Below are 17,848 nucleotides of genomic sequence, written 5' to 3'. Positions count from 1 at the left end.
GGGGAAACCATGGGAATCGAAAACAGAAGCGACTGCCACGTGCTCGTCATCGGGTCTGGCGGTGCAGGAATTCGTGCCGCAGTCGATGCGTCCGCATCCGGCGACACCATCATCGTATCAAAAACCATCACCGGCAAAGGCGGCTGCACGGTCATGGCCGAAGGCGGATACAACGCGGTAATGAGAAACGCAGACTCGGTTGCCACGCATTACGAAGACACACTCAAAGGAGGGGCATTCTTGAACGACCCCGCCCTTGTAGAAGTACTCGCACGCGAATCTCCTGACCGGATCCGCGACCTGTTTACTTGGGGAGCGGTCTTTGATCTCACCTGCGACAACGAAGTAGCCCAGCGGCCGTTCGGCGGCCAGCGGTTTCCCCGCACCTGTTACGCAGGAGATCACACCGGCCATGAAATCGTCATGACTCTGCTTGAAAAACTCCGCGGCTCACCGGTTGAGATTCGTGACGAGCTGACGGTCATCGACCTGCTCAAAAACGGCAGTGAAGTTGCCGGCGCAATCACCTGCGACCGCGAAGGAGAACTGGGAATCATCACTGCCGACGCAGTCGTTCTTGCAACTGGAGGGGCCGGACAGGTGTACGACACCACAACCAACTCCACCGCCGGAACCGGCGACGGTTACGCTCTCGGTTACCGGGCCGGAGCTGAACTCATCGACATGGAACAGGTCCAGTTTCATCCGACCGGAGCGGTCTACCCTTACGACACCCGCGGCCGGCTCATCACCGAAGCGGTCAGAGGCGAAGGCGGAGTTCTCAAAAACAGTGTCGGCGAACGGTTCATGGAAAAGTACGATCCCGCACGAATGGAGCTCTCAACCCGCGACGTCGTCGCCCGATCGATCGCGACTGAAGTTCTCGAAGGACGCGGCACCGAACACGGCGGCGTCTGGCTCGACGTAACCCACCTCCCTAAAGAGCAGATCGAAACGAGACTCCCATTGATGCTGGAACAGTTCCTCAAGTTCGGCACCGACATCAGAACCGAACCAATGGAGGTCGCACCAACCGCCCACCACTTCATGGGCGGACTGCGAATAACGCCGGATGCCGCCACCACACTGCCGCGTCTCTTCGCCGCAGGCGAAGTGACCGGCGGCGTTCACGGAGGAAACCGGCTCGGCGGCAACGCACTCGCAGACACTCAGGTGTTTGGAAGACGGGCGGGAGTCGCAGCAGGTGCTGCCGAGCCCTCGGCAAAGCATCGAATCGATTATGATCAGATTGAAGCAGCCGAGAAAAAAGTTGCCGCACTTTACTCCGGGACAGCCGCATCAGCCGATGTTCGGAGAACGATGAAGATGCTGATGTGGAAGAATGTCGGCATCTATCGAAACGAACTCGATCTCAGGGTCGCCGAACGCGACATTGCAAAACTTCGGGCGACTCCGTTGAAGATCAACTCACCGCGGGAGATTGCGGACGCTGTCATCACCGAGAACATGCTGCTCGTTGCATCGATGATCATCGACGGTGCTCTCCTGCGCCGCGAGTCACGCGGTGCCCACACGCGGACCGACATCAAGACGCCGTGGACGAACGAGAACTCGCCCTTCGGCCACACGTTCTTCTCGCCGGAAAGATCAGGCATCGAGATTCTGGAGGGAAGGGTATGAAGGTCCGCATCTCACGGTTTGATCCGAATGTGGACGCGGCCCCCCACGTTGAAGAGTACGAGGTTCACGTGGAAAAAGGTGCCCGCGTGCTGAACGTGCTTGACGAGGTTCGCGACCAACTTGATCCAACGCTTGGTTACCGGCACTGCTGCCGGGCAGGCCAGTGCGGGTCATGTTCGGTTCGCGTCAACGGCGAGCCAGTACTTGCCTGCATGGAGGAGGCACGCGACGGCGATCTGATCGAGCCGCTCGAACTCCCCCGCATCCGTGATCTCATCACCGATATTGCGCCGGTCATGGCACAGATCGCCTGGCTGAATCCGGGAACCGGAACGGCCGCTCCGGCCTGCGGATGCGAGTGCGGCATTTCACAAGAGGCGGTTGAAGAGATCAAACCGCTCCGCGAATGCATTGAGTGTTACAGCTGCATCTCCTCCTGCCCGGCGTTCGCTGCGTCAGAGTATGCAGGCCCTACGGTGATGCGTCAGGAGCAGCGGCTGAATCTTGATCCCCGCGACACCGCCGACAGAATTACTGAAGCAATCGATAAGGGTCTGTTCGCCTGCACGACCTGTCACAAGTGTGTTGAGGTCTGTCCAAAGGAGATCGAGACTCCAAGAAAGGCGGTGGAAAAACTTCGGGCCGAGGCGGCAAAGCGCGGCCTTTCCCTGCCGGCGCATCGTGCTCTTGCAAAACTTGTTGAGGACACCGGACGTTCGGTTGAGCGCAAAGAGACGCCGTTCCTCGAACGCGTGCCCGAGGTCATCGAGCCGTACGGCGAGGTGCGGGCGACGGTGGGATTTTTCGTCGGCTGTATGTTCAACGGGCGGGTAATTCAGCCTGCGCTTGATGCGATGGAGGTCCTCCGGCTGAACGGTATCAGAGTTATCATTCCCAAAGATCAGGTCTGCTGCGGCTCGCCGCTTATCAGAACCGGACTTTCGGGTTTTGTTCCCGAACTGCAGAAACGCAACATCGATGCGTTCGTGAAGACCGGCGTTGACACCGTTCTTACGATGTGCGCAGGATGCGGGTCGACGCTGAAGAATGATTATGACACGCCGTTCCGTGTCGCCGACATCACCGAGTATCTTGCAGAAATCGGCTTCGTCCCGCCGAAAAAAGTTGAAGGAACCTACACCTATCATGATCCCTGCCATCTTCTCCGCGGTCAGGGCATCAGTGAACAGCCGCGGGAGCTGCTGGAGTCGGTTGCCGAGAAGTTTGTGGATATGCCTGCCCGCTGCTGTGGTGCAGGTGGCGGAGTGAAGTCCGGGCGGCCTGAAGAAGCTGCGGCTATTGGTGCGGTTCGCGCCGAGATGGTAAAGGAGACGGGGGCAGATTATATTGTGACGGTCTGTCCGTTCTGCGAGTTCCATCTGCATCAGGTGACTGGCCTTCCGGTGAAAAATATCGCGACGCTGATGCTTGAAGGATATAAAAAATAATTTTTTTTGAGATTGGCCGGGATGTGGTCTATTAATTCCTGCCTCCCACGGAAAAACGGAGCACACGGAAATAAAAACATCACGGAGCAGACGAGAACAACACTGAATTCGAAAACAATTCATTTCCGTGATGTTCACGTCTGCTCCGTGATGTTTTTTTTCTGTGAAATTTCCGTGTGCTCCATTTTTCCGTGGGCGGAGCTACTATGAACGTTAGTTGCCAGTAAACGAATTTATGGGAAAAAACCAATGGTTGATGGGAAAAATAAGTCCAAATCTGGCTTATTTTAGAGGTACTTCGTGGCTAACTCCCCAATGTAGCTTCATGTATTGAGCCTGAGATGAGAACACTGCCATTTTGATTGAAAACCTGGTTGGAATTTCTGTTCTGTACGGCTTTTTAGCGAGACCTATATATAGGAATAGAGGCTCTTTTGGTGACGGGTAGGGTGATTCATCGTCTGAAAAACATGTGTTCTGCTGAGTGTGGGGTAAGAATTGGTGATTTAAGGCATATATGAGGTTATTTTGGCACATCTCTGGTGTTCTCTGCCACAGTTGCGTGGGATTCATTGGCCAAGGCCGAAGACTCCCCATAATCGGAAATAATTCACCCAAAAGTTGGAAAATGCCATATACCAAAAAACCAAAGTACCATTCAATTCATCCATGCAGACAATCCCCGCAAAAACCATCCTCTCCGCATACCGCGAAAACGGATGGTTTGCAACCAATTACACCGCAAATCTCTACCGCGGCTGTTCCCACAACTGCATATACTGCGACAGCCGAAGCGAATGCTATCGCATTGATGATTTTCCAACCGTCCGGGCAAAAGACAACGCTCTCAAAATTCTCGAACAGGAATTACCTGCAAGGAAAAAGAAGGGAGCGATCATTACCGGAGCGATGAGCGACCCTTACAACCCGCTCGAAAAAACCCTGGAACTCACCCGCGGATTTCTCCTGCTCTGTGATCGATATCACTTCGGCGTTGTTGCACTCACCAAATCCGATCTCGTCTGCCGCGACATCGACCTCTTTGCCGCAATCAGCGAACACTCTCCCGCAGCAGTAAACATCACCATCACCGCCGCAAGCGACGCGATTGCGAAAACGATCGAACCGCATGCCCCCTCCTCCTCGGACCGATTTAGAGCAATCGAAAAACTTTCCGCGGAAAATATTTTGTGCGGAGTAATCCTTCTCCCAACCCTCCCGTTCATCACCGACACCAGAGAAAATATCACCGAGATCGTGGAACGTGCGGCGAACGCAGGGGCAGCTTGGGTCTATGCAGAAAAAAACTTCGCGGTCTCGCTGCGTGACCGTCAGCGAACCTACTTCTACGAACGACTCGACGAACATTTTCCAAGGGTTCGCGAGCAGTACGAAAAAACCTACGGCAAATCCTACTGGTGCTGCTCAAAAGAGCCGGGACTTCTGGAAACATTTGTCCGCACGTGCGAAAAATGCGGTCTTCTCTTCAGACACGAAGAGATCGATGCCAGAATTTTGGGAAAGAAAAAAGATGTTCAGTCAAAGTTGTGGTGAATTTCGGCAACCGAGATCTCCCACACCAGCTGCGACGCAGAAATTTCCTCGCGGCAGTTTTCGATCACGAGACTGTTTTTTTCGGCGAACAGAATCATTCCGGCAAACTCGTCTGCTGTGCAGAGCAGATGCTGTTCAGGATGTGTGCCTCGTCTGATATCACATCGCATCTCAATTTTTTCTGCGGCCGATACGACGTATGAGATGCGGCGGCTTGCCGGATGATTTTTTCCAAGAGCAATCACCGGCAGGTGATGCGTCGCTACCATCTCCAAAAGATAGAGTGCCGGCATTACCTCGCCGCCTTCGGGAGCGGAGACCACAATCAGATCGTCAGGAAAAACTCCCTGAACCAGTTCTTCTGTGTCGGTTTCAATCACCAGAGGAAACTTTTCTTTCGCGCGTGCGACAAGCAAAAAGGCAGAGCGTCCTCTAATCAAAATCGGTTTGTCTCCGGTAAACGGAATCCGGATGGTTTTTGGCATCTTAGATCTCGGTGACGTTTTCGGACTGGCATGACGGGCACATGGGGTGTTTGCCTAAGCCGGTAAACGTCTGGCCGCAATCATTGCACCGATACTTTTTCCCTCTGTCTTTGAGGGGGTCGTTGAGGTCGACCTCAATTGGTCCGCCTGCGGAACACATACTGGATGATTGACTTGAGAGCTGATAAGTATTTTTGCTCCTTTATTGTTCAGTCGCCCACGATTCGCATGCCTTCGGCCTGCTCACTGCTTCGCAGGAAAATCGGAACACACTGAATTTCACGGAAAAAAACATCACGGAGCAGACGTGAACGTCACGGAAATTATCAAAAAAAATCAAAAATTATTTTGTGAAAGTATGAAAATATTTTTTCGAATGAGAATTCCGTGATGTTCACGTCTGCTCCGTGATGTTTTTTTCTGTGAAATTTCCGTGTACTCCGTTTTTCCGTGGGCTCCCCATCAAAAAAGGCGCAAAACCTACCCTGACTTTTCCAGGTCCAGCAGCTTCTGCTTCATCGCAAGTCCACCGCGGTACCCGGTCAGCTGCCCGTTTTTTCCGATAACACGATGACAGGGAATCAGAATTGGAATCGGATTTTTGTTGTTGGCAAGTCCCACTGCCCGGGCTGCATTCTTTTTGCCGATCCGCTCTGCAATCTCCTGATAGCTCACGGTTGTGCCGCAGGGAATTTTTTGCAGCTCGGCCCAGACGCTTTGCATGAACTCTGTTCCTTTGGGGGCAAGAGGAATTGTGAACGGATGTTTTCCTCCGGCAAAGTATCCGCCAAGCTGTTTTGCGGCGCGTTTGAGAACCGGCGTCTCCCACAAATCCGCGTCTATTGGCGCGGGGGTTCCGGGAAACCAGAGATTGGTGATGAATCCATCCTCTTCCGCCATGCCGATTTTCCCGATGGGTGTCTGGTAATAGTACATCCGGCGCATAATTACACCATGAGCGTGAAGCGGTTTAAGCATTATGGGTGCTGGAGATGTTGTCCATAAATTCGTTTATTGGCAACCAACGTTCGTTGTAGCTCCGCCCACGGAAAAACGGAACACACGGAATTTTCACAGAAAAACATCACGGAGCAGACGTGAACAACACGGAAATTTAAAAGACAATCAAAAATTATTTTATGAGAGTACGAAAATACTTTTTTTCGAATGAGAATTCCGTGATGTTCACGTCTGCTCCGTGATGTTTTTTCTGTGAAAATTCCGTGTGTTCCGTTTTTCCGTGGGCGGCTCATGGATAAAGATGAAAATCTGATGAAGAGGGTAGTTGGGCAATCAAGAGATATATCTCAATTGAGATCACATAAATATCAATTATATATCCACAGGAGTACAAAAGCGTGAATGAAAAAATCCACTGGGCTGACGCCAGAGCCTCCGGCGTTCCGGCCGACAAACACCAGCTGATCGCCACAGGAATCACTCCATCCGGACCAATTCACCTTGGAAACATGCGTGAAATCATGACCGGAGACATGATCTTCAAGGCACTGAAAAGCCGCGGTGTTGACGCAGAACTCGTCTATGTGGCTGACGACTTCGATCCACTCCGCAAAGTATACCCATTCCTCCCCGCCTCCTACGAAAAATATATCGGATGGCCGGTCTCAGACATCCCCTGTCCGTGCGGCAAACACAAAAGCTACGCAGAACACTTCCTTGACCCGTTCCTCTCCGCAATTCAGGAACTTGATATTCATCCCCGCATTATTCGGACAAGCGAAGCCTACCGCTCCGGCATGTTCACCGAACAGATCAGACTCGCTCTTGTCCATGCAGAAGAGATCAAAGAGATCCTTGAGAGAGTCTCCGGCAGAAAACTTGAGGAAGGCTGGACTCCGTACTATCCGATCTGCGGGGAGTGCGGCACCATCTCACGGGCAACCATCCTTTCGCATGATGCAGAAAAACACACGGTCACCTACAAATGTTCCTGCGGTCACGAAGGAGTCTCCGACTACTCCAAAGGCGAAGGAAAACTTGTCTGGCGTGTTGACTGGCCGATGCGCTGGTCGGTCTACGGCGTAACCATCGAACCCTTCGGCAAAGATCACGCCTCACCCGGAGGATCGTACGACACCGGCAAATACATCACCAAAGATATCTACGGCTACAACGCCCCGATGCCGGTAACCTACGAATGGATCAGCCTCAAAGGACGCGGCGAGATGCACTCATCCAAAGGAGTCGTTCTCACCATCCGCGACATGCTCGAGATCGTACCGCCTGAGGTTCTTCGCTTCCTGATTGCAAAGACCAAACCCGACAAGACGATTGAGTTCGATCCGGGAATGGGGCTGCTCAGACTCATCGACGAGTACGACCGTGCCGCAGCAGCAGGCGAGTCACGCGAGTACGAACTCTCCAAGATTGCTTCTCCCCAGACAACCATTCCGTTCCGTCACATGGTCGCAGTCGTGCAGATTGCCCAGACCGATGATGCGATCTTTGATATCCTCAAGCGCAGCGGCTACGCAATTGTGGACGAACATGCAGTGATGGACCAGGCAGATCGTGCGAAGAGATGGCTCGAACTGTACGCGCCCGAGGATGTGAAGTTTGCAATTCAGCAGATCCTTCCAGACGTTGCCGCAGCAGAACCGGCAAACGTCAAGGCAGCAGTCGCTGCCTACGCAGCAGCAGTTGCCGCAGGCGAGTGGAAAGCAGACGTCCTGCACAACGCAGTTTATGACGCAGCCGCAGCCGCCGGAGTTACCGGAAAAGAGCTGTTCACCGCAATCTACCGTGCATTCCTCGGAGCTGACCGCGGCCCGAGGCTTGGCTGGTTCTTAGAAGCAATCGGCCGCGAGGCAACACTCGCCCGGTTGAAAGAGATGGCCGCATAATATGGCAAAGGACAAACTTCCAAAAAATCTCAGCGAGGGATGTAGGCTCTGTTATCAGGGAGCGAAGCTGGTGCTGTTCATCACCGGAAAATGCGATCGCGACTGCTGGTACTGTCCGCTCTCTGAGGAACGCAAAAATGTGGATGTTATTTTTGCGAACGATCAAAAAATAACAACGCCTGAAGAAGCAATTCCTGAAGCAGAAGTGATGGACGCGCTTGGCACCGGAGTTACCGGCGGCGAGCCGCTGCTGGAACTCGACCGCGTGGTTGAGTTTTGTACGTATCTGAAAAACCACTTCGGTCCTGACCACCATATTCATCTCTACACCGGCCATGCCCCAACTGAGGAGGAACTCGCAGCCCTGCGGCCCTGTGTTGATGAGATTCGGATGCATCCTCCGCACGAGGAGTGGGCCGGCATTATGACCTCCAAGTTCCCTGAGTCTATTGCGAATGCGAAAAGAATGGGATTTTGTGTGGGAATTGAGGTTCCGTCACTCGCAGGCCTTCGCCACTTTTTCCCGCTGCTGGACAGTCTTGACTTTTTCAACATCAATCAGCTGGAGTGGGGAGACAGTTGTGCAGAAGCGATGCGGGCGAGAAAACTTGAGCCGGAGAATCCTCTCTGCAATGCGATCAAGGGTTCGACGAAGTGGGCGGGCGAGATCAACGGTCATCCGAAGGTTCACTACTGTACCTCGACGTTCAAGGATTCGGTTCAGCTGCGTGAACGGCTGAAACGGATTGCGATGAACTCCGCACGGCCGTTTGATATGATAACCGACGACGGCACCGTGATGTACGGCTCGATGGACCCGGGGGCAGATCTGGAGATGATCCTTCCCTGTCTGAAGGCCGGCAGCTACTATGAGGAGATGGATGACGGGACGATCGAGCTCGACTGGCAGCAGATGCGAAAAATCCCCCGCAAGTTCGGCGGCGAGCGAAAAATTATCGAGCGGTATCCGAACGACGGGATGATTGTTGAGGTGATCCCGCAGTGAGTATCCGGTCGGTTGCCGAAGCGGTGTATGCGAAGAGGCTTCGTGGAAAGCTTTTGCATATCCCAAGTCATGTCGCAATTATTCAGGACGGCAACCGAAGGTTTGCAAAATCGCGGGGGATGGATACCAGCTACGGCCACCGTCTTGGTGCTGATACGAGCGAGAGGGTGCTTGACTGGATGGGCGAACTCGGCATCCGTCATGTGACATTTTTTGCGTTTTCAACAGAAAATTTCAGAAGGCCTGAAGAAGAGAAGGCCGAGCTTCATCTGTTGTTTATGGATACGTTTTCGCGGCTGCTGACTGATGAACGTGTCTACAAAAATGAGATCAATATAACGATTATCGGGGATCGGGCACTTCTTGATGACGAGCTTCTGCAAATAATTGAGGAGACGGAAGTTGCAACGAAAGATCATTCCAGATTTTTTGTGCATATTGCCATCGCCTACGGCGGAAGAAATGAGATTGTGGCAACTGCGAAAAAAATTGTGGCTGCTGTGCGGGACGGAAGTATTCCCGTGAGTCAGATTACGCCTGAACTCGTGACAGAAAATATGTATCAGGGTATTTCCATGCCGCCTGTTGATCTGATCATTCGCACGGCAAATGATCGCCGGACTTCGAACTTTCTTCCCTGGATGGCGAACGGCAATGAAGCGGCGGTCTGTTTCTGTACACCGACCTGGCCCGAGTTCCGGTACGTGGATATGCTCCGGGCGCTCCGGGTTTATGATGAGCGGATGAGCGGGTTGTCCGCATAATATTAAGAATCCTGACCAACAATACTCTGGCATGGCAGGATGGCGGACTGTTTTTCTGGCGGTAATGATTGTTTGTTTTATCTGTTCTGCGGGATGTATCGGAACAAATGATGTAGATAACGCAACACAACCGCCAATCTCAGGCAAACCTACGGAGATTCCAATTGCGGACGATTCAAAAAGTCAGGTTATTCAATCCTTTGGAGCTCCACAAAAAGATTCGTGGATGGTTCGTCTTTTGGCTGATTCGTATCATGATAATCCGGTTATGGCAGAACTTCGAGAATTCATGAACGAGACATGGTATCCGAACGGACCCGTTCTTGGCTGGAAGGAGATGGATCAGACCATCGTTCTCTACGTCGATGCAGAGCATCCGCCGTCTTATGAGGAGATGAGCCGCATTTATCAGAAGTGGAATGAGGCGGCAAATCTGAACGGGTCGGTTCCGTTTATGAATAGATCGCTGAGCATAACCGACATCCCGCTGATGTTTGAGGGCGTTACCTTTCCCGCAGACGACACGGATGAACAGATCAAAGTAGAGATTCTATCTCCGCAGGAGGGTGCAGTCTTCTGGGGGGACGTGGTGCCGCATCATATCCTGGTTGATGTGAGAATTCTCAGCAAATATGGTCTCAGGGAAGCTGAGGTCCAGAGTAATTTCTATAAAGATTATTATAAAGAGCCCTATACAGGTGACTGGTCGACCGGGATTGTTTCTACGCCTCTGCAAAATCATATCACGATCGTTTCCGTTCCAACCATCTCGGGAAAAACAAATATTTCCGTGGTCGCTGTTGATACCAAGGGATATGTGGTGAAAAAAATGGTGAATATTACGGTGAATACCGGTATTCCTTATGCACCGCGATGGTAAGGGAGAGTTACTCCCCATCCCGCATTTTTACGATACGTTCACCGAGGGCTTTTCCCTTCTCGTACGCCGCTGCGAGAAGCTCTGGTTTTTTCTCGACATTTAGAATGGTATCCATATCGTTCTGCAGCAGTTCGTCGGAATATTTCGCATCCACAATTGCACAGAATGCCTTTGTCGTAAGAACAGGCCCGGTAAAAATATCAGGATCCTTCATTCCTCCGATGCAGATGAAGAGTGTTCTGCGGATTTTCACATGTTCGGGTGTGATGAACGGCTGTTTGCGGTAGTATTTTGCCATGTAAAACGGCTGGCACCGGTCCATAAATGATTTCAGTGCGCCCGGAACTCCGTAGGTCATCACCGGCGTTGCAATAATGATGCCGTCCGCCTGTTTTATTTTCCGGTAGGCATCCTTCATGTCGTCCTCGATTGCGCAGGTTGGTTCTATCATGCAGGAGTAGGTCTGGTTGCAGGGACCTGCATTCAGATGGGCAACATTGATTCGCTCGACCGTACAGCCGGCGTCCTCAACTCCTTTGATCGCCTGTGTCAGGAGTTTATCGGTGTTTCCTCCGATGAGATTGCTCCCGAACAGCGCCAGCACTTTTTTTGTCATTACTGGTTGTATTGGGTTTAGCGAGTATAAAAAAATCTGGGATACGGAAAAATCTCCTTCGCAGTCGCCCACGGAACACACTGAGTACACGGAAATTTCACAAAAAAACATCACGGAGCAGACAAAAAACATCACGGAATCCATCTTTGAAACAATATTTCCGTGTAATTCCGTGCTTTCTGTTTTTCCGTGGGCGGCATCGTCATCCCACAAAATTGCCACCACCTAAAAGGCTAATATCAAAACCTGCAGATATATGAAATAGGTGAGACAATCATGACCGAACAAAAAATACCCTGCGGTGGCCACAACTACAAAGCTGGCGACATGAAACAACTTGAGGAAAATATCGGCCACGTTCCGGTCTTCTTCCGCGATCTCGCAAAATCTGACCCTGCAATGCATGAGGCGGTTTTGAAGCTTGACAACTACATCTGGTCTGACGGGGCACTTTCCCGCAAACAGAAAAAACTGATGGCAATCGCAATCGCCGCATCAATGCGTGACGACCACGCACTGCACGCACAACTTCAGGGAGCAAAACACCTCGGCGTCACCATGGCCGAAGTAGAAGAGGCTCTCCGTGTCACCTTCATGCTTGCCGGCATGCCGTCCTATGTCTACGGCAAAACCGAAGCAGCAGAGATCTTCAAATAATTTCTATTTTTTCCAACACTACGGCTTTGTGGTGATTATTTCTGTGTGTTCCGCTTTTCCGTGGGCGAGGCTCATACGATAAAATTGCAAAGCCCTCTCGCTAAAATTTCAAATTCTTTCACATCCAACTATTTGCATAATGTATGAACTCCTGCCTCTTGCCATCTCCGCAATCGCGGTTCTCATAACATTCCTCTACGCATCATGGCAGGACATCAAAACCCGCACGGTCCTGACCACAACCTGGTACCCGGCAGCAGTCATCGGAGGAATTGCAGCCCTATACTTCTGGTATCAGCAGTTCCTTCAGCCCTCAGCACTTTCAGCAAGCATCCTTGCAACCTCGGTAATCGTCTGTATCATGATGTGGGTGTTTGCCAAAGCAGGTATGTTCGGCTGGGCTGATGCAAAAGCAATGATCCTCCTTGCAGCAACCGTCCCCGTAACACCGTTCGCCATATGGATTGTTCCCTCGCTTGCCCTCTCAACCCTTCTGAACGCAGGCGTCATCGCCCTCCTCATACCGCTCGCCCTCCTCATACAAAATATTCTTCGCAGACAAAAAGCCCCCTTCTGGCTGATGTGTTCAGGCATGCCGGTCTCAGGCGACACCATCACCAGACACTTCGGATTTGTCGCCGAAGAGATCACCGACGGTGACGAAATCACAAGAGAGTTTCTCCCTGCATCAAGCTCCGTCCGCGCTCTGAAAAAAAGTTCCGCTCTCTCAATCCGCAACCTTCGCGAATACCCGGAAAAGTACGCAAACGAACTTGACCTCTACCGGCGTGCGGGGAACGTCTGGATCACCTACGGCATCCCGTTCATGATTCCCATCACTCTCGGCTACATCCTTGCACTCTTCGGCTACAGCCTCTCAGACGCAATATTGATGATCCTACTCGGATAAAAAATAAAAAAAAAGTTTTACGAGAACTGCACTCTTGTGTAATGAATAACAGCAGACGTTCCATCCGCAAACATCGCATTGATCACAACAAACTTTGATCCCGTAACTCCCACAGCAATATCATCACAGAATACCGGAGTCCCGAGCGTGACCGGTATTACCATTCTGCTATCAGAAACTCCGTCGATCGAGACCTCAATGGAAATAATTTCCTCTGCAAATGAGCTGGAAAGGATCATCACCTCAATATCATCCCCATGCAGATGCACCGTTACCGCCGCATTACTCTCCACCTTCTCAACAATTTTGTCCATCGCCATAATTCCTACAAACACCATTCCAAAAATAATGCCTGCAATAAGAATGGCACCAACCAGCAGGGAAAACCCCCCCGGTCTGGCAGACTGTATCTCATAGATATTTGCGTGTGCACATACGTTCATATCTCTTCCTCCTCAGGTTAAAGGATGGGAATCACCCACCCGCAAACTGCTTCCCATATACCAAGTATCATCCACCGGCTCAACATAGATCATGTAAATACCCTTGTCAGTATCATAAAGTGTGTACCCTCCTCCAGACTTTGCCAGAATCACCAGCTCCCTGCCGGCAGACCCGCCATGGTACGAAATCATCGAAAAAGAATTCTCACCGGCTTTGAGGGGGAAAATATCTGCATCCGTGAGCATGGTTCCATTATAATCTCCGGCAAACACCGGAATATTGTTCGTATGGAAAAAACCGGACGGGTTCATCATCTCTTCAATCGTCTTCTCCTTTCCATATGTGTTGAGGTACTTTCTGGCAGTCTCCAGATTTTGGTGCATATCATCCCTGACTCCGGTATCGTAGGTGAACAGCGTATTGTTTACCGGCATCGCCGCACCGACAAACCAGGTATCATCCACCGGCAGAACATAACAGAGATCAAAGGTTGCCAGATGATCAGTGTACGGAACCGCCGTGTAATAATGTGTAAACCCTCCACCCTGTGAAGCACGGTTGATCATACCGGTAACCGGAGTAAGGATACTGTAGGCTCCCCGGTAACCCAGCCGCTTTTCTCCGATCAGATACTGAAGGGTGGAGTGGGCAAGCAGCGTTCCATCCATATTATAGGCAAACGCGATAACTCCTTTTTCAGCAAACGGTCCTTTTGGATCATTGATTGCCTTAAACGTCTGCTCTTTTGTGTGGGAACCTGCATAGAGGTACATGGACCGCACAATATTCTGCAGATGCATATCCGTCATATTTGTTGGAAACACAACCTCGGGTTCGGCATACTGATAGGTTGCCAAAATTACACGGTACGCCGTTTCATCAACCATCACGGTCTTCCACACCGCATCTTTTTCAAGAATGGTCTGGTCATAGCCAAGCCCCCGATACCGGTACGAAGTTTCTCCTTCGGGTTTTTCCAGAATCGGCAGTATATCATCTCTGAACTCATCAAACAGATGTGATGTGTAGATGCTCTTTCCGATCAGATCGGTGTTCGGATGCCACAGAATAGTACCGTCAGGACGGATTATCGATATATCGTAGCGTTCACTGGAGTTTGCCGTATATGGGGACAGATGATCAAGCAGAATTTCATCAGGAGACTGACCGAGGCAGATGTATCCGTCGTACTTGCCGTCTTCGGTATATACCGGCATCATAAAAGCCAACACCATGCCGTAAGACTGGGTGTAGACAGGCCCTTCCAGTATCAGATCAGTCTTGTTTGAAAATGATTTTTCGTTGATTGCCCGAAGCTCAGGGTTGTTGAGAGCATCAGTCATGATTCTGTACGGCACTGTGGTGATAATCTCGCCTTCGGCATTTGTCCGGTAAATACCCGGGCCTTCAGGATGCTCCCAGTAGAGTTCGTACAAAATGTCGACAGCCTCTTTTTCATCCGTGACTCCGGAAAGTGCGAATGAGGCTTGCCGCATGTCGGTGTTGATCTCTTTGGTTTTTTCCACCATGAAGCCCTGAAGTTCATCCAATGTTTCCCGCATCTCGTCAGAAATGTTTGCCTGACGCGGCTCGGGACTGGGCGGCAGATGGCATACTGCAAAAATACTGCACACAATGATGCATACTACAATAATCGCACACAGGAGTACCCATCGCCTTTTCATATTCTTAATGATTTAAGCCGATTATTTATATACATTGTTACAAAAATGTTTTTATTATAATTAAATACAAAGACAATTGTTTTCGATTATTTAAAAGACAATCGTGTCTGACAATCTGATGAATTTGGTATATTATTATGCGATATGAGTTCATTTTCATTCGGAAATCCTGAGATGAGCGGTGAGTGTTGGTCATGTGTCTCCGGCATTTTCCCCCCGCATGCATAACAGTAGAGGCATCCGTTTCTGCAGGTATGGTATCCGCCAATGTCAACACTTTTTACACATCCGCATGAGGGTCGCTGCTGCGGATCTTTTTTGACTGTGAGCGGTGAGCCGCACAATTTTTCGCACAGATCTTTGTCGATGCAGGATGCAGGGGTGATGCCAAAGGTCCTGAGTCCCTCCCCTTCCGCGCATGACATGAGCGGGATTCCAAAATTTTTTGCGGTCACAGAAAATTTTTCCGCAAGAAAATTTTTTTCAGAGATCGTGCACTCACGAAATGGTGAGGAGGGATAACTGTCAACAAAACTGATGGTGCAGCGTGAGGTTGCGTCTGAAAATTTTTCACAGAATTTTTCAAATGCTTTCTCGTGAAACGATGTTGAATATTTTTTCGTGATAAGTATCGGGTCGTACCGCCAGAGTACGCGATCTTTTCCGATGATGCTTGAGAGTGCAAGAAAATTTTCGATGCAGTGATCTTTGTTCAGATTTGTTTCAATCTCAGGGCCGTACGGTGTTATGGTGTACTGAAAATAGTATGGAATACTGCTTGCATCGATTTTGGATAAATGCGAAAGCATTGGTCCGGCATTTTTTGTCCAGAATACAACTGCATCAACGTCCTCTTTTTTCAGGGAGACGTGAGTAATTTTCTTTGAGTACGGGTTACGCACGAGGCAGAATTCTTCGGCGAGTCTTTGGCAGAACCATTCAGGAAAATGTGCAGGGATGTCGGTTCGTCTGCTCGCAGAGATGATCATATTCTACTGACCGTATCGCCTTATCCGTGTCTGGTAGTCGCGAAGTGCACGAAGCAGATCTAAACGTCTGAATCTGTTCCAGTTGACATCGGTGAAAAAGAGTTCCGAGTACACAGACTGCCAGATCAAAAAGTCTGTCAGGTGGCTGCCGCCTGTTTTGATGACAAAGTCCGGGTTTACCTGATAGCGGAGATGTGATTCGATGGTCTCTTCGGTAATTTCGGCAGGGTCGATCTCTTCTTTTGCGATCTGTATAATTGCGTCTGTTATCTCTTCGCGGCCGCTTCGTCCGACGACGAGAAGAATTTCAGGCTGGCCGGTACCAAAGGTCTCTTCGCCGGACGGCGTACTTATGCGAACGATTGCGGTGTCAGCAAGATTTTGGAGGAGAGGTGTCATCTCTTTTTGGGAGTTTGGATTTTTCGAGCTGATGTGAAAGATGATCTTTTTGATTGCCGGGAAATCCATACACCACCGGCAAACCGTTTCTACCCGCCCCGGGTTTGCAAGAAAATCCGCTTCGCTGAGCATGAAGCAGATCTCTTCCGGAAACATATTCTCATCAAGCTTACGCCTGAGGAGGTATTCGTAGAGTAGGCAGACCATTCAGTACTTCTTTTGCATTGGGAGAATATGAATTCGTTCATTTTCCGATTTTTTTATTATTGATATTTTCGTGTACTCCGTGTTTGCTCTGAGTGAGGCCAAGGACAAAAAAATCCAGCAATGAAATTCATCACCGCGGAAGTCCTGCGGTATCACATAATTTCACAAAAAATCCTGTCTGTTCAGTGGTTTTCGTAGAAAATACGACAACTGTCGATACTTATTTATATGTTTAAAATAAATTAAAAGATATGCTATCTCGTTCAGACCTGCGAAAAGAGATAGAGGAACGACTTCACAAGTATCTTGCACGCGACAAATCCGGCATCAGAAAAGAGTTGCTGAGCCTGTTTATCCGCGCAAAATCATTGACGGTCGCACAGATTCACGAGACGTTGGCAGAGCGGTTTAGTGTCAGTTACCACTCGATTGCATCGATGGTCGGCACGATCGCCGCGAAACTCGGAATTCTCTCTACACGCCGCGGCCCTGACGGAACAGTCGGGGTATACGAAGTCAAAGAACAGTACGTTGATGTTATTGAACAGGCGATCGCAACCGCGGTCTAGCCTCCCTCAACTTTTTTGTGGGGCAAACCCCAATAAATACAGAATGGATATACAACAGGACGGCCCCCGTCCCCTCTCCCATATTACCGTCACCGACGAGGTGATCGCCTATATGGACAAACGCGGCGGCGATTTCCGCATCAGCACCTCATGCAGCGGGCCTACACTTATGCCGATCAAAATTACTCCGGTAAAACCCAGTGACATCCCGATCAAAGCAGGGGATCATCTGATCTACATCTCGCGCTATCAGGTCCAGTGGATTAGTGAGATCAATATGCGGCTTGTGCCCCGCATTCTCTACACCGAAAACGATGACCTTTGAAGAGCTCGATCACACCGCCGACGTGCGGATGAAAATTTCAGCGCCGACGCTTACCGAGTTGTACATAGAGAGCGGATTTGCTCTTGCTGCAACACTCTACGGCGAATACTCCCGCGAGAAAGGAGAGGTCTCCTTTCCGATCGAGGCAGAAGGAAAGGATGCAGAAGAGACATTTGTTAATTTTCTCTCCGAACTCCTGTTTCTCACCGAGACCGAGTACCTTGTTCCAACATCCTTTGATCTTGTCGTTTGTGAAACAACGGTCAGCGGCAATGTCTCTGGAGTTCTCTTTGACCGGAAAAAACATGCGGGCGGCATCGGCGTAAAAGGCATCTCGTACTCAGGCATCTCGTTTGAAAAAAACGCGCATGGCTATGAACTCATCATCATCTTTGACATCTGAAT

Annotated in this window: 20 protein-coding genes; 12 read left to right on the top strand and 8 right to left on the bottom strand. The window is 50.4% G+C overall.

Annotated features, from left to right (window positions below):
* Window positions 1-9: 9 nt before the first annotated feature.
* The 3 genes from tfrA to McpAg1_RS00300 all read left to right on the top strand — a co-directional run bounded on the left by tfrA (window position 10) and on the right by McpAg1_RS00300 (window position 4,643).
* A complete protein-coding gene (tfrA, locus tag McpAg1_RS00310; protein ID WP_338093282.1) occupies window positions 10-1,641 on the top strand; it encodes a fumarate reductase (CoM/CoB) subunit TfrA in 1,632 nt (543 codons plus the stop codon).
* Window positions 1,638-3,089 carry a fumarate reductase (CoM/CoB) subunit TfrB gene (gene tfrB / locus McpAg1_RS00305; RefSeq protein WP_338093281.1) on the top strand — a complete coding sequence of 484 codons (1,452 nt, stop codon included), beginning with the start codon at window positions 1,638-1,640 and terminating at the stop codon, window positions 3,087-3,089. The genes tfrA and tfrB overlap by 4 nt, the downstream gene beginning before the upstream one ends.
* Before the next feature lie 669 nt (window positions 3,090-3,758).
* A complete protein-coding gene (locus tag McpAg1_RS00300; RefSeq protein ID WP_338093280.1) occupies window positions 3,759-4,643 on the top strand; it encodes an SPL family radical SAM protein in 885 nt (294 codons plus the stop codon).
* Here McpAg1_RS00300 and McpAg1_RS00295 read toward each other — a convergent pair.
* From McpAg1_RS00295 to McpAg1_RS00285, 3 genes are all read right to left on the bottom strand, one after another.
* Window positions 4,625-5,128, bottom strand: a complete 504-nt coding sequence (locus McpAg1_RS00295) for an alpha/beta hydrolase (protein ID WP_338093279.1) — start codon at window positions 5,126-5,128, stop codon at window positions 4,625-4,627. The genes McpAg1_RS00300 and McpAg1_RS00295 overlap by 19 nt on opposite strands.
* Before the next feature lies 1 nt (window position 5,129).
* Entirely contained in the window at window positions 5,130-5,288 is a 159-nt protein-coding gene (locus McpAg1_RS00290) for a hypothetical protein (protein ID WP_338093278.1), read from the bottom strand.
* A 320-nt stretch (window positions 5,289-5,608) separates the two neighbouring features.
* Complete coding sequence (locus McpAg1_RS00285; RefSeq protein WP_338093277.1) at window positions 5,609-6,106, bottom strand: methylated-DNA--[protein]-cysteine S-methyltransferase; 498 nt, start codon at window positions 6,104-6,106, stop codon at window positions 5,609-5,611.
* 380 nt (window positions 6,107-6,486) lie between these two features.
* Here McpAg1_RS00285 and lysS point away from each other — a divergent pair, with 380 nt between their 5' ends.
* The 4 genes from lysS to McpAg1_RS00265 are packed head-to-tail and all read left to right on the top strand — an operon-like array spanning window position 6,487 to window position 10,642.
* Window positions 6,487-7,992, top strand: a complete 1,506-nt coding sequence (gene lysS / locus McpAg1_RS00280; protein WP_338093276.1) for a lysine--tRNA ligase — start codon at window positions 6,487-6,489, stop codon at window positions 7,990-7,992.
* A gap of 1 nt (window position 7,993) precedes the next feature.
* A complete protein-coding gene (locus McpAg1_RS00275) occupies window positions 7,994-8,998 on the top strand; it encodes a radical SAM protein (protein WP_338093275.1) in 1,005 nt (334 codons plus the stop codon).
* Entirely contained in the window at window positions 8,995-9,762 is a 768-nt protein-coding gene (gene uppS, locus McpAg1_RS00270) for a polyprenyl diphosphate synthase (RefSeq protein ID WP_338093274.1), read from the top strand. Before McpAg1_RS00275 ends, uppS begins: the two co-directional genes overlap by 4 nt.
* Before the next feature lie 31 nt (window positions 9,763-9,793).
* Entirely contained in the window at window positions 9,794-10,642 is an 849-nt protein-coding gene (locus McpAg1_RS00265) for a hypothetical protein (protein ID WP_338093273.1), read from the top strand.
* Between the two features lie 7 nt (window positions 10,643-10,649).
* Here McpAg1_RS00265 and McpAg1_RS00260 read toward each other — a convergent pair whose 3' ends face one another.
* Window positions 10,650-11,258, bottom strand: coding sequence for a flavodoxin family protein (locus McpAg1_RS00260; protein WP_338093272.1), 609 nt, complete (start codon window positions 11,256-11,258; stop codon window positions 10,650-10,652).
* A gap of 276 nt (window positions 11,259-11,534) precedes the next feature.
* Here McpAg1_RS00260 and McpAg1_RS00255 point away from each other — a divergent pair, with 276 nt between their 5' ends.
* Window positions 11,535-11,915 (top strand): carboxymuconolactone decarboxylase family protein, encoded by a 381-nt coding sequence (locus McpAg1_RS00255; protein WP_338093271.1) that lies wholly within the window; start codon window positions 11,535-11,537, stop codon window positions 11,913-11,915.
* A gap of 139 nt (window positions 11,916-12,054) precedes the next feature.
* Window positions 12,055-12,825, top strand: a complete 771-nt coding sequence (locus McpAg1_RS00250) for an A24 family peptidase C-terminal domain-containing protein (protein ID WP_338093270.1) — start codon at window positions 12,055-12,057, stop codon at window positions 12,823-12,825.
* A 17-nt stretch (window positions 12,826-12,842) separates the two neighbouring features.
* Here McpAg1_RS00250 and McpAg1_RS00245 read toward each other — a convergent pair whose 3' ends face one another.
* The 4 genes from McpAg1_RS00245 to McpAg1_RS00230 form a co-directional block, all read right to left on the bottom strand.
* On the bottom strand, window positions 12,843-13,268 hold the full coding sequence (locus McpAg1_RS00245; protein ID WP_338093269.1) for a hypothetical protein: 426 nt from the start codon (window positions 13,266-13,268) through the stop codon (window positions 12,843-12,845).
* A gap of 12 nt (window positions 13,269-13,280) precedes the next feature.
* A complete protein-coding gene (locus McpAg1_RS00240) occupies window positions 13,281-14,954 on the bottom strand; it encodes a hypothetical protein (RefSeq protein ID WP_338093268.1) in 1,674 nt (557 codons plus the stop codon).
* 86 nt (window positions 14,955-15,040) lie between these two features.
* On the bottom strand, window positions 15,041-15,943 hold the full coding sequence (locus McpAg1_RS00235; RefSeq protein ID WP_338093267.1) for a DUF1848 domain-containing protein: 903 nt from the start codon (window positions 15,941-15,943) through the stop codon (window positions 15,041-15,043).
* Between the two features lie 3 nt (window positions 15,944-15,946).
* Window positions 15,947-16,549, bottom strand: coding sequence for an undecaprenyl diphosphate synthase family protein (locus McpAg1_RS00230; protein ID WP_338093266.1), 603 nt, complete (start codon window positions 16,547-16,549; stop codon window positions 15,947-15,949).
* 251 nt (window positions 16,550-16,800) lie between these two features.
* Between McpAg1_RS00230 and McpAg1_RS00225 the strand changes: the two genes are divergently transcribed.
* From McpAg1_RS00225 to McpAg1_RS00215, 3 genes are read left to right on the top strand one after another with little or no spacing between them, the layout of a single operon-like run.
* Window positions 16,801-17,118 carry a DUF2551 domain-containing protein gene (locus tag McpAg1_RS00225; RefSeq protein WP_338093265.1) on the top strand — a complete coding sequence of 106 codons (318 nt, stop codon included), beginning with the start codon at window positions 16,801-16,803 and terminating at the stop codon, window positions 17,116-17,118.
* A gap of 43 nt (window positions 17,119-17,161) precedes the next feature.
* Window positions 17,162-17,443: a hypothetical protein gene (locus tag McpAg1_RS00220; RefSeq protein ID WP_338093264.1), complete on the top strand. Its 282-nt coding sequence runs from the start codon at window positions 17,162-17,164 to the stop codon at window positions 17,441-17,443.
* The gene (locus tag McpAg1_RS00215) at window positions 17,433-17,846 is read left to right on the top strand and encodes an archease (RefSeq protein WP_338093263.1); all 414 of its coding nucleotides are present in this window, start codon (window positions 17,433-17,435) and stop codon (window positions 17,844-17,846) included. The genes McpAg1_RS00220 and McpAg1_RS00215 overlap by 11 nt, the downstream gene beginning before the upstream one ends.
* Window positions 17,847-17,848: the final 2 nt, after the last annotated feature.

The sequence above is a fragment of the Methanorbis furvi genome, assembly GCF_032714615.1.
Classification (GTDB): Archaea; Halobacteriota; Methanomicrobia; order Methanomicrobiales; family Methanocorpusculaceae; genus Methanocorpusculum; species Methanocorpusculum furvi.
This window is presented reverse-complemented; position numbering and strand designations above follow the sequence as displayed.